13 protein-coding genes and 2 riboswitches are annotated in these 16,898 nt (G+C 65.3%); of the genes, 11 read left to right on the top strand and 2 right to left on the bottom strand.

Annotated elements, in window-relative coordinates; genetic code table 11:
* The first annotated feature begins 24 nt into the window (after nt 1-24).
* Nucleotides 25-245, top strand: a riboswitch (cobalamin riboswitch).
* 36 nt (nt 246-281) lie between these two features.
* The 3 genes from IVB36_RS33050 to cobT are packed head-to-tail and all read left to right on the top strand — an operon-like array spanning nt 282 to nt 2,822.
* A complete protein-coding gene (locus tag IVB36_RS33050; RefSeq protein WP_018458671.1) occupies nt 282-959 on the top strand; it encodes an energy-coupling factor ABC transporter permease in 678 nt (225 codons plus the stop codon).
* A gap of 45 nt (nt 960-1,004) precedes the next feature.
* Nucleotides 1,005-1,754 carry a precorrin-6A synthase (deacetylating) gene (cobF, locus tag IVB36_RS33045; protein WP_018458672.1) on the top strand — a complete coding sequence of 250 codons (750 nt, stop codon included), beginning with the start codon at nt 1,005-1,007 and terminating at the stop codon, nt 1,752-1,754.
* A 15-nt stretch (nt 1,755-1,769) separates the two neighbouring features.
* Nucleotides 1,770-2,822, top strand: a complete 1,053-nt coding sequence (gene cobT / locus IVB36_RS33040; protein WP_247300151.1) for a nicotinate-nucleotide--dimethylbenzimidazole phosphoribosyltransferase — start codon at nt 1,770-1,772, stop codon at nt 2,820-2,822.
* Here the strand turns inward: cobT and IVB36_RS33035 are convergent, their stop codons facing one another.
* Nucleotides 2,823-3,395 carry a histidine phosphatase family protein gene (locus IVB36_RS33035; RefSeq protein ID WP_018458674.1) on the bottom strand — a complete coding sequence of 191 codons (573 nt, stop codon included), beginning with the start codon at nt 3,393-3,395 and terminating at the stop codon, nt 2,823-2,825. It lies immediately after the preceding gene.
* Between the two features lie 72 nt (nt 3,396-3,467).
* A riboswitch (cobalamin riboswitch) is annotated at nt 3,468-3,670 on the top strand.
* A gap of 115 nt (nt 3,671-3,785) precedes the next feature.
* On the opposite strand from IVB36_RS33035, the gene IVB36_RS33030 reads away from it, so the two are divergent.
* The 7 genes from IVB36_RS33030 to IVB36_RS33000 all read left to right on the top strand — a co-directional run bounded on the left by IVB36_RS33030 (nt 3,786) and on the right by IVB36_RS33000 (nt 14,697).
* On the top strand, nt 3,786-6,143 hold the full coding sequence (locus tag IVB36_RS33030) for a TonB-dependent receptor (RefSeq protein WP_026233635.1): 2,358 nt from the start codon (nt 3,786-3,788) through the stop codon (nt 6,141-6,143).
* 11 nt (nt 6,144-6,154) lie between these two features.
* A complete protein-coding gene (locus tag IVB36_RS33025) occupies nt 6,155-7,591 on the top strand; it encodes a PepSY domain-containing protein (protein WP_018458676.1) in 1,437 nt (478 codons plus the stop codon).
* A gap of 469 nt (nt 7,592-8,060) precedes the next feature.
* Nucleotides 8,061-10,070 (top strand): hydantoinase/oxoprolinase family protein, encoded by a 2,010-nt coding sequence (locus IVB36_RS33020; protein ID WP_018458677.1) that lies wholly within the window; start codon nt 8,061-8,063, stop codon nt 10,068-10,070.
* A complete protein-coding gene (locus tag IVB36_RS33015; protein ID WP_018458678.1) occupies nt 10,067-11,647 on the top strand; it encodes a hydantoinase B/oxoprolinase family protein in 1,581 nt (526 codons plus the stop codon). The genes IVB36_RS33020 and IVB36_RS33015 overlap by 4 nt, the downstream gene beginning before the upstream one ends.
* Before the next feature lie 10 nt (nt 11,648-11,657).
* A complete protein-coding gene (locus tag IVB36_RS33010) occupies nt 11,658-12,953 on the top strand; it encodes an aminotransferase class III-fold pyridoxal phosphate-dependent enzyme (protein WP_018458679.1) in 1,296 nt (431 codons plus the stop codon).
* 137 nt (nt 12,954-13,090) lie between these two features.
* Nucleotides 13,091-14,023: an N-carbamoyl-D-amino-acid hydrolase gene (locus tag IVB36_RS33005; RefSeq protein WP_018458680.1), complete on the top strand. Its 933-nt coding sequence runs from the start codon at nt 13,091-13,093 to the stop codon at nt 14,021-14,023.
* A 5-nt stretch (nt 14,024-14,028) separates the two neighbouring features.
* Nucleotides 14,029-14,697, top strand: coding sequence for a flavin reductase family protein (locus IVB36_RS33000; RefSeq protein WP_026233636.1), 669 nt, complete (start codon nt 14,029-14,031; stop codon nt 14,695-14,697).
* Here IVB36_RS33000 and IVB36_RS32995 read toward each other — a convergent pair.
* Nucleotides 14,694-15,356, bottom strand: coding sequence for an aspartate/glutamate racemase family protein (locus IVB36_RS32995; protein WP_094183570.1), 663 nt, complete (start codon nt 15,354-15,356; stop codon nt 14,694-14,696). The two genes, IVB36_RS33000 and IVB36_RS32995, sit on opposite strands and share 4 nt — an antisense overlap.
* 56 nt (nt 15,357-15,412) lie before the next feature.
* On the opposite strand from IVB36_RS32995, the gene hydA reads away from it, so the two are divergent.
* A complete protein-coding gene (gene hydA, locus IVB36_RS32990; RefSeq protein ID WP_026233637.1) occupies nt 15,413-16,882 on the top strand; it encodes a dihydropyrimidinase in 1,470 nt (489 codons plus the stop codon).
* The last annotated feature ends 16 nt before the right edge of the window (nt 16,883-16,898 follow it).

Genomic DNA, 16,898 nt, shown 5'->3' with positions numbered 1-16,898 from the left:
CCTTGACGCCCGGCCGGCGAAAGAGGCACACAGGAGACGCATGGTGCTCGATGCGGCGCAAAGCGCCGGAGCATAATCGGGAATGGGGATGGGCGGACCCAGTTGCGGCGCCCAAAACCCCAGCCGCCCCCGCGACTGTAAGCGGTGAGGGACTTCGATCAGCCACTGGGCCGCGAGGCCCGGGAAGGCCGGAGACTCCCAGTGAACCGCGAGCCAGGAGACCGGCCGTGCATGTTTTGAGGCCAAGGCCGTCGGGTGTGACGGCAAGAAGGATCTGAGCCATGCATATCGAACCCGGACTAGTCTCGGACGCCAAGCTCGTGCTGAGTTATGCAACCGGCATTGCCGTCGGCGGCGTTGCCTTGAAGCTCGCGGTTGAGACCGTGCGCGAGCAGGGCATCACGTCGTTCGCGGCGCGGACGCTCGCCACCACGGGACTTGTGTTTATCTTCTTCGAGATCCTGCCGCACTTCCCGGTCGGCGTCTCCGAAGTGCACTTCATCCTCGGCTCGACCTTGTTCCTGCTGTTTGGCGCGGCGCCTGCGGCCTTCGGCCTCGCGTTTGGCCTGCTGTTCCAGGGCATCTTCTTCGAGCCGCCCGACTTGCCGCAATATGGCATGAACGTCACCACGCTATTGGTGCCGCTGTTCGGAATCCAGGCGATCGCCACGCGGATCATTTCGAGCAACACGGCCTATGTCGATCTGAAGTACCGCCAGGCGCTGGCGCTTTCGACGACCTATCAGGCGGGCGTCATCGCCTGGGTGGCGTTCTGGGCGATTTATGGCTCCGGCTTCGGCGCGACCAACCTCGCCAACATCGCGACCTTCGCGGCGTCCTATGCGCTGGTCATCGTGATTGAGCCGCTCGCCGATCTCGGCGTGCTTGCGCTGGCAAAGTCGCTGCGCGGCGTCACCGCGCCCGGCCTCGTCACGCCGCGTTTGCACAGCGCGGCCTAGAGACAAGCGAACGGGCGGCCATGATGGCCGCCCTTCGCAGCCACCATGCTCACGCTCTCTCTGATAGGCATCGGTTGCGGCGATCCCGAGCAGCTCACGCGTGCCGCGATTACTGCCATCAACGCGGCCGATCTCGTCCTGATCCCCCGCAAGGGGACGGCCAAGTCCGACCTCGCCGATCTCAGGCGGACGATCTGCGCCGATCTGCTCACCAGCGACACGACCCGCATTGCCGAGTTCGATCTGCCCGTGCGGGACGCCGCTGAAGCGGACTATCGCAAGGGCGTGGACGATTGGCATGATGCCGTGGCCGCCGTCTGGTCGCAGACGATCGGGGATCATCTCGAAGGAGAGGGCAAGGTCGCGCTGCTGATCTGGGGCGATCCCTCGCTTTATGATTCCTCGCTGCGCATTGCGCGGCGGCTCAATCCCTCGCCAAAGATCGAGGTCGTGCCCGGCATCACCTCGATCCAGGCGCTGTGTGCGGCGCATGCGTTGCCGCTCAACGACATCGGCGAGCCCTTTCTAGTTTCGACCGGACGCCGCTTGCGCGATGGCGGTTGGCCGGCAGGTGTCGATACCGTGGTGGTGATGCTCGACGGCGGCACGGCGTTCCAGTCGCTTGATCCGGCGGGCCTGCACATCTGGTGGGGGGCCTATCTCGGCATGCCCGATCAGATCGTGATGTCCGGCGCGCTGGCCGAGATCGGCCCGCGCATCGTCGCCGTGCGGCAAGAGGCGCGCGAACGGCACGGCTGGATCATGGACAGTTACATCCTCAAGCGCAGGCTGTGAGGCAAGCGAGGCAGCATGCTCCCCGAATGGGTCACCCAACAATGCCCCGATATCTCCGCAGTCCATCGCGGGGCGGCGGTGGCGCGGCAGGCGCAACTGACGAAACCGACCGGCGCGCTCGGCCGGCTCGAGCAGCTCGCGATCGAGCTTGCGGGCCTGCAAGCAACCGAGCAGCCGCGCGCGGCGCGGGTGCCGATCATCATCTTCGCCGGCGATCACGGCATCGTCGCGCAGGGCGTCTCGGCCTATCCGCAGGAAGTGACGATCGCGATGCTGGCGAACTTCGCCTCCGGCGGTGCCGCAATCTCGGTGCTGGCGCGTGAGCTGGGCTCCAGCCTGGAGGTCGTCGACGCCGGCACGCTGGCGCAGGAGGAGATGGCTGGAATCGTGACCGACAAGCCGCGCAGCGGTACGCGCGATTTCAGCGTCGAAGCTGCGCTCACCCCCACGGAGCTGGCATTTGCGTTCGAAGCCGGCCGACGTGCGGTGACGCGCGCACAGGCCGGGCAGCCCGATCTTCTGATCTTCGGCGAGATGGGCATCGGCAACACCACGACATCGGCGGCGATCGCGGCCGGCTTGCTCGGCGTGAGCGCCGCGGAGATCGCGGGCAGCGGTACCGGCATCGACGCGGCCGGCCGTGCGCACAAGGCGCGGGTGATCGACGCTGCAATCGCACGCCATGACATTGCGGGCGCTGCGCCCGAAAAGATCCTGTGCGCCGTCGGCGGTCTCGAGATCGCCGCCATCTGCGGTGCCGTTATCGCGGCTGCACAGCACCGCATCCCCGTGTTGATCGACGGCTTCATCGTGTCGGTCGCGGCGCTGGCGGCGGTGCGGCTCAACCCTTCGTGCCAGCTGTTCCTGCTGGCCTCGCACCAGTCGGCGGAGCAGGGGCATCGGCTGGTGCTCCGCGCGCTGAACGTGCAGCCGCTGATCAGCCTGGATCTCAGGCTCGGCGAAGGATCGGGCGCGGCCATCGCGCTGCCGCTTGTGCGGTCGGCCTGCGCGCTCCACAACGGCATGGCGACCTTTGCGCAGGCCAATGTGCCTGATCGTCCGGCCTGATCAAATCGTCCGCTGATTGACGGAGACGACGCGCCAGCCGGTCGCGAGCCGGTCAATCCTGGTCAGCGACAGCGGATCGATCACGAAGCGCAGGGCCGCTTGTGGCGTCAGGTCGAGCGCGATGCACAGCGCCGCCCGGATCGTGCCGGAATGCACGACGAGCGTTGCGGCCCCGGTGCCGATCTTCGACAAACCCAGGCGGACCCGCGCGACCTGTTCCTCAAAGCTTTCGCCGCCGGACGGCCGTCCGCGCGCCGGATCGCTCCAGAACCGTGCATAGGCCTCGCCACCGGTCGCGGCGAGTTCGTCATGCCGACGGCCGGTCCAGTCGCCAAAGTCTTGCTCGCTGAATTCGTCCAGCTGCAGCGGCTCGAGCCCCAGCGCGCGGGCCGTTTCGACGGTGCGCCGCGACGGGCTCGCATAGCTCGCGGCGTCCCGTGGCAGGCGCTGCCGCAGTGCCTCCAGCTGCGCCCGAGCGCCGAGATCGGCCGGTGCGTCGGCCGCATGGATCGTCCCCGCGACGCCATCGACGGGCGCGTGCCGTATCAGCCAGAGGAAGGTCTCGCCTCCCATGCTTATCTCCAAGGAAACTGGTCGTTGTGGCAATAACGCCGCAACTGGCACATTGACTCTGTCTGGATCGTAATCCTAGATGCTCGCGACGGTTTCCCCGAGAGGGGATGAAAAGGGAATGCGGTGCGGGGAGTTTGTCCCCAATGCCGTGGCTGCCCCCGCAACTGTAAGCGGCGAATCTTGCGTCACGAGCCACTGGGTATCTCGGTCCCGGGAAGGCGATGCAAGGTACTGACCCGCGAGCCAGGAGACCTGCCGTCAGCCGTGGTCACACGCGAAGATGTCGGTCGGGGAGTACAGACATTCGGCTTCATCGGAAGGCTGCAAGCCGGACGATGGGACCCTGGTTCGCGGTGACGTGCCACTGACGTCACTCCGAGGTCCAAGACCGTGTATTCCCTTCGTATCGTACGACCACGCCGTTTCCTACTGGCATCCGCCGCTCTCACATCTTTCGTCGCCATCGACATGCCAGCGGCCTTGGCGCAGCAGGCCCGCGAGCCACTGCCGCCCGTCGAGGTGTCGGCGCCACAATCCCGCAGGCAGTCCAGCCCGGCCGGACGGGACGCGCAGAGCTCACGCCGCGCAGCAGCGCGCCGGCCGGGGACTGCATCCGCAGTGCCCAAGCCCGTCGTGCCGACCACGGCGGCACAGACGCCGCTCAACACCAATGCCGTCGCCGAAAGCGCTTCGCGCCTCGGCCTGACCGTGCGAGAAACACCCGCGACCGTGGAGGTGATCTCGGCCGCAACCATGCGCGAGCAGGGCTACCGCACAGTCTCCGACGTCGCGCACGGAGCGGTGGGCGTCACAGCCGGCGACAATCCGGCCGAGCCTTCGGCTTTCTCCATGCGCGGCTTCACCAACAGCCAGATCAACACGCTCTACAACGGCATCAAGATCGGTCCGCAGAACATGACCTCGCGGATCATGGACACGGCCAATCTGGAGGCTGTCGAATTCCTGAAGGGTCCGGCATCACTGATGTCAGGCGAGGGCGCCGCCGGCGGCGCGATCAACTTCGTCACCAAGCAGCCGCACACCGGTCCGATCCGGAACGAGGCGGATTTCTCCTGGGACTCGCTGAACTCGTTCCGGGCGCATTACGGCTCGGGCGGCAGCACCAATGTGCAGGGGCTGGACTACCGCTTCGACGTCAGCCGTTCCTCGCTCAACGGCTTTGCCGACGACACCAACACCAAGACGCTCAATGTCTCCGGCCAGCTCAACTACCGCATCTCCGACAGCCTCAAGGTCTGGGGCGCGATCGAGTATCGGGAAGATCGCTCGAAAGCCTATTGGGGTGCGCCGCTGGTGCCGATTGCCTTCAGCGGCTCGCATGCGACGACGGGGATCGTTTCCGGCAATTACGTCTCGAACTACAACAAAACCGATCTCGGTGCCGTCACGATCGACGACCGCACCTTCAATACTAACTACAACGTCCTCGACAACAGGAACGTAGCGAAGGAGGTGTGGCTGCGCGGCGGTTTCGAGCTGAATCTGGCGCCCGACCTGACGCTGAAAAGTCAAGCCTATGCTTACGGAGCTGAGCGCACATGGTTCAACAATGAGATCGAGGCGTTCAATTCCGGGACCAACATGGTCGATCGTGAGCGCTTCTATGTCGCGCACAGCCAACGCTTGGTCGGCAACGTCACCGATTTGATCTGGGATGCGAATATCGCCGGCTTTGACAACCGTTTGGTCACGACGCTTTCCTCAAGCTACCTTGATTTCGTGAGGCCGGGCGCCGCAAATTTCCCCGGCGATTCCGTTCCGCTGGTCGATCCGCCTCGCGGCTATTACGGCCTGCTCACCATTCAGCAGCAGACCGCGCGCATCGACAATGAGGCGCTGTCGTTCGAGGACCGGTTGAAGTTGACACGGACCTTTGCGCTGGTCGGCGGCCTGCGCGTCGAGCATATCGGGCTCGACCGCAATTCGACCGACAAGTTCGGTCTGGAGAAGGCGAACTTCCCGTTCTCGCAATCCTGGGTCCCGACCACGGGCCGTATCGGCTACACCTGGGAAGCCGTACCGGGCCTGACCTTTTTCAGCCAATACGCCACCGGCGCAGACATCTCGGCCAACAACATCTTCCTGCTCAATCCGACCGATCCGCTGAACCTGACCACCGCGCGCACCTACGAGACCGGCGTCAAGCACCTGTTCTGGGACAACCGGGCGGAGTGGTCGTTCTCGGCCTACGACATCCTGCGCAAGAACGTCTATGCCGCGGCCGGCGGCATGCAGCTCAACCTTGCCGGACGGCAGGAATCGAAGGGCGTCGAGCTTGCCGCGTCCGTGCGTCCGATCGGTCCCCTGCGTCTCTGGGGCAACATCGCCTATGTCGATGCGCGCTACGCCGACTTTAATTTTGTCGGCGGCTCGTTCTCCGGCAACACGCCGCCGAACGTGCCGCGCGTCGTGGCGAATGCCGGAGCGTCGTATCGGTTCTTCACGCCGTGGCCCGTGGAAGTCGGCGTCACCGGCCGTCACGTCGGCGACCGCTACAACACCGATGCGAATGTCGTGACGATGAAGGCCTACACTGTCGCGGACGTCTATGCCTTCGTCGACATCCCGAAGACGGTGTTCAACGCGGTCGACCAGGCTCGCCTGACTTTCCGGGTGCGCAACATCGCCGACAAGCGCTATGCGATCTGGGGCGATCCGTTCTATCCCGACCAGATCCTCTTGGGTGCACCGCGCACCTATGAACTCTCGGCCGCATTCAAATGGTAGGATGCTGATCGATGATGCGCGCGATCGTCCTGCTGCATCGATGGCTCGGGATCGCGTTCTGCCTGCTGTTCGCGATGTGGTTCGCGACGGGAATCGTGATGCACTTCGTTCCGTTTCCGTCTCTGACGGAAGCGGAACGCTTCGCCGGGCTTGGGCCGCTGGATGGCGCCGAGACGAGGCAGCTTGCGGTCGCCGATGCCGTGGCCGCGAGCGGCATTGCTGATGCGACTCGCGTTCGCCTGATCCAGCGCAGTGACGGACCGGTCTATGTCGTCTCGGGGCCGTCGCGCGCGGGCGCAGTGCGTGCCTCCGACGGAGCCGGCGCCTCGGTCGCATCTTCCGACGTCGCGCTGGCCATCGCGCGAGACCACGCGCGCAGCCGCGGGCTGGATGCCGCGCGGGCCGCAATCCTTGCGCGCGCGGACTATGACCAATGGAGCGTGCCGAACGGCTTTGACCGCCACCGGCCCTTGTTTCGGGTTGCCCTGGGCGACGCCGCTGGAACGGAGGTCTATGTCTCCTCGCTCACCGGCGAGATCGTCCTGGATACGACGCGCAGCGAGCGGACCTGGAATCTCGTCGGCAGCGTGCTGCACTGGATCTATCCAACGATCCTGCGAAGCAATTGGTCGCTGTGGGATCGCGTGGTCTGGACCTTGTCGCTGCTGGCCCTGATCGCGGCCTTGCTGGGCGCTGTGCTCGGCCTTGCGCGGATCAAACCTCGAAGCGGTCTGATCGGCTCGCCCTGTCGCGGCTGGCATGCGCTGCATCATCTCATCGGCCTCGCGGCGATGGTGTTCGTGCTGACCTGGATTTTCAGCGGCTGGCTCTCCATGGATCACGGGCGGCTGTTCTCGCGTGGGCAATTGATCTCCGCTGAATCACGCGTGATGAACGCCTCACCGAACTGGACGACGGCTCCATCGTTCGATCGGCAGCCTGTATCGCCGTCGGCCCGTGAGATCGAATGGTTTGCCTTCAACGGCAATCTCTATCGGCGGGATCGGATCGCCCTTGCCGGTCAGACCTTGATCGAGGCAGGGGATGCGCCCCGCGATGGACCAACGAGATCTCTGGATGTGCACGAGGTCCAGGGGCTGACCGCGCGCCTCGCGGCCGGCTGCGGCGGTCCGTCTGTACTTGCCGAGGACGACAACTATCCCGCGCGGTCCACTGTCCCGGGCGCCCCGGTCTACCGCTCGTATTGCGGTGACCTCTGGTTCGACATCGACGGCGCCGACGGCAATTTGCTGCAAAGGCTGGATTCATCGCGGCGAGCTTATCGCTGGTTCTACGGCGCGCTGCATACGTTGGATTTTCCGGTTCTCGTCGCGCATCCGTTGCTGCGCGACGGCTTGGTCGTCGGGCTCTGCTCCCTTGGCTTTCTGTTCTCCATCACGGGCATCATCATCGGCTGGCGCCGCCTGCGTCCGTCCTTCGCGGCCTGAGAGCCGGAGCGGGCAAAACCACCGCTTACTGATCGTACAATAAAGAGAGGCTGAGCCGACTGCCATGCATAGCTCATAAGCAATCGCATGGTCCGTAGGGCCGGTCGATCGCCTGCAAATTAGACAGTGCGTGCGGGGCGCGTGGATTGCGCTGCAGCGGATGTGGTGTTTCGTCCGGGAAAATTCGTGGTGCGCCGCACTTATGTCGCGTCGAACGATCCACACCGACGTGCTCTCCATGCGGGCAGGGCTGCACTAAAATGTGCCTCGCCGCGCCGCGCCGGTCGCGGGCTGGTCCAGTGCATTGCGACAACTCTGGCCCTATCCCGAGGCCATCGCTCTGTCCCACGCTCGCAAGCGGTGGCATGACAGGGGATGATGATGAGCGCTCTCGGTTTGCGATTGAACCTCGCGAAGGACGGGAACCACCCGGCGTCCGGTTCGAATGTCGTCCGCAGCTGACCCACACATGAGCACTGACGAAAATCACTGGGAAGTTGGCACCGATATCGGCGGCACCTTCACCGACATCATCGCGATCCGACACTCCCCCGCGGAGGCACGGATCGCGAAGGTGCCGTCGCGACCTCAAGCTCCGGTTCAGGCGATGCTGGAGGCGATCGAGGCGGTCGGCCTGCGCAAGAGCGAGGTCAAGCGCTTCGTCCACGGCACCACGCGCGTGACCAACGCCATCGTCGAAGGACGGCTGCCGAAAGTGGCACTGGTGGCGACCGAAGGCTTTGCCGACGTGCTGGAGATCGCGCGCTATCGCCGCCGCGATCTCTATCGTCTCGACGTCCCGCCAAAATCGCTGCCGCTGGTGCCGCCGGAACGATGCTTCGGGCTTGCTGAGCGCCTCGATCACGAGGGCCGGGTGCTGAAGGCGCTGGATGACGCGGAGATCGAGCGTCTGGTGGCCTGGCTGAAGGGGACCGGCGTGCAGAGTGTCGCGGTCGCGCTGCTGCATGCCTATGCCAATCCGGTGCACGAGAAGATGCTCGGCGAGCGGCTCAAGGGCGTCGTTGCCCACGTCTCGCTGTCGCACGAGGTCAATCCCGAGGCGCGCGAATACGAGCGGACTTCGGCGACCGTGTTCAACGCCGCGGCGATGCCGATTGCGGTGGAATATCTCAGCGAACTGGAGCTGCGGCTGCCGATCGGTCCCGGCCTGCAGGTGTTTCATTCGGCCGGCGCCATGGTGCCGATCTCGGCCGTGAAGCGGCGGCCGCTGGTGATGGCGATGTCGGGCCCCGCGGCCGGCGTCTCCGCATCGGTCAGCATCGCGCGCCAGCTCGGCACGTCCCGGATGCTGACGTTCGATATGGGCGGCACCACGACCGACGTGTGCCTGATCGTCGACGGTCAGGCCGAGATGACCGACGGCCGCATGCTCGGCGACAAGCCGCTGCGCCAGCCGATGCTCGCGGTGCACTCGATCGGGGCGGGCGGCGGCTCGATCGTGCGCAACGGCTCCGGTGGCCTGACGGTCGGACCGGAAAGCGCCGGCTCCGAGCCTGGACCGGCCTGCTACGGCCGCGGCGGTACCGAGCCGACCATCACCGATGCCAACGCCGTGCTCGGCTATCTCAATCCGGACGCCAAACTCGGCGACCGGATCGGAATTGACATCAAGGCAGCCAGTGATGTCATCGCGCCGATCGCGCGCACTCTGGGGCTGAGCCTGACCGAAACCGCGCTCGGCATCATCAAGGTCGCGAACGCGACAATGGCGCGCGCGCTCCGCCGCGTCACCGTCGAGCGCGGCATCGACGGGCGCGACTGCACGCTGCTCGCCTTTGGCGGTGGTGGCCCGATGCATGCCGCGGGCCTTGCAGATCTCTACGGGATTGCCGAGGTCGTCGTTCCCAGCGCGTCGAGTGCGTTTTCGGCACTGGGCTGTCTCACTGCCGATTTCAGCTTCCTCCAGCAGCAAACTCTGCGCGCTGCGCTCGATGGCATCGACCTCGCCCGTGTGTCGGAGCGGATCGGGGTGCTGATCGACGATGCCTCGGCGCCGCTGATCGCCAACGGGGTTGCCGCGACCGAGATTCAGATCGAGCTGGTGGCCTTGATGCGCTACGCGGCGCAGAACGACGCCATTCCGGTGCCGTTCGCGCGACCGCTCGACGTCATCACGCTGAAGAAGGATTTTCTGGCCCGGCACCACGAGCTGTTCGGCTATGCGACGGGCGAGAGCTGCGTCATCGAGTCCGTGCGGGTGCAGGCGCGCCGTCCATCGACGACCGTCGTGAGCCGGCCGGCCATCGCGGTCAGAACGGTCTCCAAAGGCGAGCGCATCTGCTCGTTCGATGGCTTTCACGACATCGCCACAAGCATCATCAACCGTGCCTCGCTGACCGAAATCGTCAGCGGCCCGGCCATCATTGAAGACGCATGGTCGACCGTGGTGGTCCCGCCCGGCTGGCAGGCGAGGCCTGATGTTTCAGGCAATCTGTTCCTGACGCGGGGGGCCGCATGAAGCTCGATCCGTTCGTCGTCGAAGTCATCCGGCACGGGCTTTCGGCCGCCGCCGAGGAAATGAGCCTGGTGATGACGCGCTCGGCGCGCTCGCCGCTGCTGCGCGAGGCCGGCGACCTGTCGTCGGCGATCACGGACGCCCGCGGCGACCTGGTCGGGCAGGGCCGCGACATCCCGATCCATCTCGGCGCGATGGCCTACACGGTCCTCGAATTGCTGAAAGTGGTGCCGCGCGACAGCCTGAACGACGGCGACGCATTGATCTACAATGTCGGCCCGCTCGGCGGCAATCATCTCAACGACGTCAAGGTCGTGCGGCCCGTCTTCGTCGATGGCGAGATCGTCGCGTTCGCGGTCAGCCTCGCACACTGGCCCGATATCGGCGGCACCTGGCCCGGCAGCTATTTTGCGAAAGCCATCGACACCTTCCAGGAGGCGATGCGCATTCCGCCGGTTCTGATCGCCACGGCAAGCGGCGTCAATACGTCGATCGTGCAGCTGCTCAAGGCCAATGTTCGCGATCCCGAATCCTGCGAGGGCGATCTTCTCGCACAGATCGCCGCAACGAAAGCCGGCGAGAAGCGCATCGTCGAGCTCTGCCGCGAGCACGGCAAGGCGGTCTTCACGGCGGCGCAGTCGCGCCTGCACGATCTCTCCGAAATCGAGATGCGCGAGGCGTTGCGCGATCTGCCTGATGGCGTCTACGAGGGTGAGGACTATCTGGACGACGGCGGCGTCGACGACGCGCCCGCGCGCATTCATGTCAAGATCACCATCGCCGGCGACGAAGCGACCTTCGATCTTTCAGGAAGCTGCGACCGCGTCTCGAATTTCTGCAACACGACGCCGTTCATGGCGCGCTCGGCGGTGGCCTATGCCGCGCGCATCATGAGCGGGCGCGACATGAACCAGAACGCGGGCGCGTTGCGGCCGCTGACCATCATCACGCGCCCTGGCTCGATCCTGGAGCCGGGCTGGAATGCCTCGGTTGCTGCCGGCAATCATGAGACCTCGATGCGCATCGTCGATGCGATTTTTCGGGCAATGCAGGACACTATTCCGGAGCGCCTGTCTGCGGGCGGGGCGACCACGGCGGGCGTCCTCTTCTTCGCCGAACCGCGGCAGAACGGTTCGTGGAAGATGCTTTACGAGGTGCACGGCGGTGGCGAGGGCGCGCGGCATGATCGCGACGGCATCTCGGCGACGCGGGTGCATCTGTCCAACACCTCAAACACGCCGGTCGAGGTGATCGAGGCGAATTACGCGATCCAAATCGAGCAGCAGGCCATTCGCTGGCAGTCCGGCGGCGCGGGCGCCCATCGCGGCGGGGACGGCGTCATTCGTAGCTATCGCATCCTGGCACCCTCAATCCATCTGACCACCTGCATCGAGCGCATGGTGATGGCGCCGTTCGGCATGCAGGGCGGTAAGCCCGGCAAGGCCTGCCGCATCTCGCTGATCCGGCAGGGCGCGAACGTCGCGATCGACGGCAAGTCGAACCTGGTGCTGCAGCAAGGCGATCTCGTCACGATCGAGACCTGTGGTGGCGGTGGCTACGGCGCCGAGGCTGCGGAATGAGGGGATTGCAATGAGCAGATTGTTGCGAACCGGGCTGAATGCCGGCGACAGCGCGCCCATGGACGTGGTCGGCGGCGAGGGCGTCTATTTTCATCTCTCGGATGGTCGCAAGCTCATCGACGGCAGCAACACCGGCGGCGGTCTCGGACATCGTCATCCCGCGATGGTGGAGGCGATCCGCCGCGCCGCGGATACGCCCGTCGTGAACGAGGGCTGGACCTGGGTCGGCCGCGAGCAGGCGGCTGACGACTTGATGGCCACCGCGTTCAAGGGCGAAGACGATTGGGTCGGTGCGGTGCGCTTCTGCATCAGCGGCAGCGAGGCCAATGACATGGCGCTGTCGCTCTGTCAGGCCCTGACGCAGCGGTCCGCGCTGGCGACGCGCGAACGCGCCTATCACGGCATTACGGGCCTGTCGCGCAGCATGACCGTGCAGCCGCAATGGCATGGCGGCCTCGCGGTGCACTCAGGCGGCTCGAAGCTGCCGGCGCCGATGGCGCCGGTGCGGATATTGCCGGCGCCGCAGGGCGCGATCTACGGCGCGCCGGCCAACAATGTTCCCCCCAGCGAATATCTGGCCGATGCCACGCGCCTGCTTTCGGATACGGCAGCGACGATCATCGACTACACGCAAGGCGGCATCTACTACGATGGCGCCTATCAGGACGAGGTGGCGCGGTGCGCGCGGCAGGCCGGCTCCTACTGGATCGCCGACGAAGTGGTGACTGGTGCGGGCCGTGCCGGGCGCTGGTTCGCGTTCCAGGGAGCCGAAAGTCGTCCCGATATCGTGACGCTCGGAAAATCGCTCGGCGGTGGCGCGGCGGCGGTTGCCGCGGTCGTGGTGTCGAAAGACATCGTCGAGCGGCTCAAGGGCACGAGCTGGCAGAATTACGGCACGTTGCGCGGGCATCCCATCAGCATGGCTGCCGTCAGCGCCTATCTGAAAGTCATCAGCGATGACGAGATTTTGGAGCACGTCAGGGGTCTCGAAAAGCTGTTCACCCGCCGCCTTCTGGCCATCGCGCAGAAACATCCAAGCGTGCAGCGCCTGGCGGGGCAGGGGCTGCACTGGACCGTGGAGTTGCACGGGCCGGACTGGCGCTCCTGGCATGCCGACACCACCGAGGTGCCGATTGCCTCGCGCGTCGCGGAGCGGGCGCTGGAGGCGGGCGCCGTGATCGGGACCAGCGGCGAGCAGACTTCCCTGTTCCTCGCGCCGCCACTCGTGATTTCCGAGCATGAGGCCGGGCAGCTTCTGGACGCGCTGGACCACGGTCTCGATATTGCGGATGAGGAGCAGACATGAGGATGGAGCGTGCAGCGCACACGATGCCGATGTGCAGGCGCCGGCTGGCAAGTCCGGGCGATGCTGCGTTATGCTGCGCGCGCCGGCACGTGCTTGAAACTGTAGCTTAGCTCAAAGACATCACCAGGAAATCGCTGATGCGTATCGTCAATGTTGCCGCCGCCCAGATGGGCCCGATCCAGAAAGCGGACAGCCGCGAGGCCGTGGTCAAGCGCATGATCGCGCTGATGGATGAGGCCAAGAGCAAGGGCGCCGACCTAATCGTCTATCCGGAACTGGCGCTCACGACCTTCTTTCCGCGTTGGTACGTGGAGGACCGGGCCGAGTTCGACAATTGGTTCGAGCGCGAGATGCCGAACGCGGCGACGAAACCGTTGTTCGAGCGCGCGGCGCAGCACCAGATGGCGATGAATTTCGGCTATGCGGAGCTGACGCCGGACGGGCATCATTTCAACACTGCTGTTCTCACCGACAAATCCGGCAAGATCGTCGGCAAATATCGCAAGATCCATCTGCCGGGCCATGTGGAATACGACACCAAGCGCTCGCACCAGCATCTGGAGAAGCGCTATTTCGAGCCGGGCGATCTCGGCTTCAATGTCTGGCGCGAGCTGGGCGGCATCATCGGCATGGCCATCTGCAACGACCGGCGCTGGCCCGAGACCTATCGCGTGATGGGCCTGCAGGGCGTCGAGATGGTGCTGATCGGCTACAACACGCCGTCGGTGAATGCGGAGAGGAGCGATGAAGGCGTCGAGAAACGGTTGTTCCATAACCGCCTCTCGGCGCAGGCCGGCGCCTATCAGAACGCGACCTGGGTTGTCGCGGTGGCCAAGGCCGGTAACGAGGACGGACACCCGCTGTTCGGCGGCAGCCTGATCGTCGATCCCAACGGCGAGATCGTCGCCGAAGCGAAGACGGAGGAGGACGAACTGCTGGTCCATCCTTGCGACCTCGATGCCACCACCTTCGGCAAGACCACGATCTTCAATTTCGCGCAGCACCGCCGCATCGAGCATTACGGCCTGATCACCAGCCGTACCGGCGCGGTGCCGCCGCCGGAGACGTGACGTCGATGACTGGCCAGAGCACATCCGGCATATCCTTGCGCGAGCTCGATCCGCGCGACCGCTACAAGCTGCTCTGCGGCGTGGTGGTGCCGCGGCCGATTGCGCTGGTGACGACGCTCGATGCCAACGGGGCGGTCAACGCCGCGCCGTTCAGCTTCTTCAACGTGTTTTCGGAGACTCCGGCGCTGATCGTGCTCGGGCTTCAGCACAAGCCGGATCACAGCCCGAAGGACACCACCCGCAACATCCATCGCGACGGCGAGTTCGTCGTTCACATGGTTGATGAGGCGCTCTCCGCGGCGATGAATGACTGCGCGGTCGATTTCCCGTCCGGTGACAGCGAGGTCGCCGCGGCAGGGCTGGCGACGCTTCCCTCTGTAGACGTGAAGGTGCCGCGCCTCGCCGCGGCACCCTTTGCGCTCGAATGCCGGCGCCATGTCGCCCTAAATTTTTCGCCCGATCGCGAACTGCTGGTCGGCGAGGTGCTCCGGGTTCACGCCCGCGAGGGCCTCGTCGACGAGGCCAACATGTATGTCGATCTCGACGCCTACCGGCCGATCGGCCGCATGTTCGGCAATCTCTACACGACGCAGCGGGATACGTTCGCGCTTGTCCGGGAGAGCCACGCGCAATGGCTCGCGCGGCAGGACGCCAAAGAGCTGAAGGACGCCTAGTGGTTCGAGAACTGCACCGTACCCAGCGCCATGGTGACGGCCGCCTGTGTCGGGTCGATCACGGCAATGCCGAGCGCCTCTTCCAGCGGGCGGCGGTGCCGTGCCATGCCGGCGCAGCCCATCACGATGGCACGGGCGCCGTCCTCGTCGCGCAGCGCGCGGCCGATTTCGATCATTTTGGCCAGCGTGCCTTCGCCCGAGGCGGTTTCCGCGACGCTCATGTTGAGCGGCCGCTCGCCGGCAAGACGTTCGGTCAGTCCCATCTGCCTGAGATAGCGCATGTGACGCGGGATCGAGCGCTGGGCGATCGCGATGACGCCAAAGGTCTCGGCGCGGGCCATCGCGGTCAGCACGCCGCACTCGGCAATGCCGAACACGGGCCGGTCGGTGCCTTCGCGACAGACCTGAAGCCCGGGATCGCTGTAGCAGGCGATGACAAAGGCCGCCGAGCTGTTGTCGCCCTCGACCAGCCGGCGCAGCGGCATGGCGACGCCATCGACATCGGCCTGGCTTTCGATGCCGAAGGGACCCTCGGCCAGCGTCTGGCAGACCAGTTCCGGCCCGCCCTCGAAACCGAGCGGCTTCAGCGCGTCCTCCAGCCCTCGCGTGACCGCAGGGTTGGAATTTGGATTGATGACGAGAATGCGCGGTCGGGACATGCTGGTCTTCCTGCAAAATTTCGATCACTTAACTTGAGCCTATCATGGAGTGCCTCATGACTGAACCCGCTTACGACCTGATCATTCGCGGTGGGCGCGTCGCGACGACGACCGACGTCTTTGAAGCCGATGTCGCCATCTCCGGTGAGACCATCGCCGCTATCGGCCGCGGGCTTCCGGCTGCGAAGCGCGAGATCGACGCGCGCGGGAAACTCGTTCTACCCGGCGGCGTCGACAGCCACGCCCATATCGAGCAATTGTCCGCTGCCGGCATCATGAACGCCGACACCTTCGAGAGCGCGACCGTCTCGGCGGCCTTCGGCGGCACGACCACGGTGATCCCGTTTGCGGCCCAGCATGTCGGCATGAAGCTGCCGCAGGTGGTGGAGGATTATCACGCCCTCGCCAAGAAGGGCGCAGTGATCGACTACGCCTTTCACATGATCATTGCGGATGCGACCCGGGAAACGGTCGAGGAGCACATTCCGGCGCTGGTGAAGCAGGGCCACGCCTCGATCAAGATTTTCATGACCTACGACCGGCTCAAGGTGGATGATGAGCCGCTGCTGGACATCCTTCTTGCCGCGCGCCAGTCCGGCGCGATGTTGTGCGCCCATGCCGAAAACCACGGCATCATCGCCTGGATGGTGAAGCGCCTGCTCGCGCGCGGCTACACAATGCCGAAATATCACGCCGTCAGCCACGCCCGCGTGTCGGAGGCGGAAGCCTTTACCCGGTTGATCGGCATGGCTGCGCTGATCGACCAGCCCATCATGATCTTCCACGTCTCCACCGCCGAAGGCGCCAAGGTGATCCGCGATTCGCGCGGGCAGGGGTTGAAGGTGTTTGCCGAGACCTGTCCGCAATACCTGTTCTTCACCGCAGCCGATCTCGACAAGCCCGAGGTGGAAGGAGCCAAGTGGATGTGCAGCCCGCCGCCGCGGACGCATTCAGACCAGGAGGCGCTGTGGCAGGCGCTGTCGCTCGGCGATCTCCAGACCATCTCGTCGGATCACGCGCCGTATCGCTATGACGAGACCGGCAAGCTGCGCGCCGGCCCCAATCCGAACTTCAAGCAGGTCGCGAATGGCCTGCCGGGATTGGAGCTGCGCCTGCCGCTGCTGTTCGACGCGATGGTGTCGAACGGGCGGCTGGGCCTGGAAAAGTTCGTCGAACTGACGTCGACGGCGCCGGCCAAGATTTACAATCTGCATCCGCGCAAGGGCTCGATCGCGGTCGGCGCCGATGCCGATATTGCAATCTGGGATCCTAATCGCGAGGTCGAGATCGCCGATGAGATGATGCACGACCTTGCCGGCTACACGCCGTTTGCAGGCCGCAAGCTGAAGGGCTGGCCGGTGTCGGTGCTGTCGCGTGGCCGAGTGATCATCGATGGCAACAAGTGCCTCGCGAGCGCAGGCAGCGGCCAGTTCCTGGCACGCAGCGGCGGCGAGGCGGCCATGCCGACGGGGCGGCTCGTGGCCGACATGGATCCCGAGCGCAATTTCGGAGCGAAGCTACTGTGACGGTGGATCGCGCGCG

This window comes from Bradyrhizobium sp. 35 (assembly GCF_023073215.1).
In the GTDB taxonomy this organism is placed as follows: domain Bacteria; phylum Pseudomonadota; class Alphaproteobacteria; order Rhizobiales; family Xanthobacteraceae; genus Bradyrhizobium; species Bradyrhizobium canariense_D.
The sequence above is the reverse complement of the archived record's forward strand: the minus strand, read 5'-3'. Positions and strand labels throughout refer to the sequence as shown.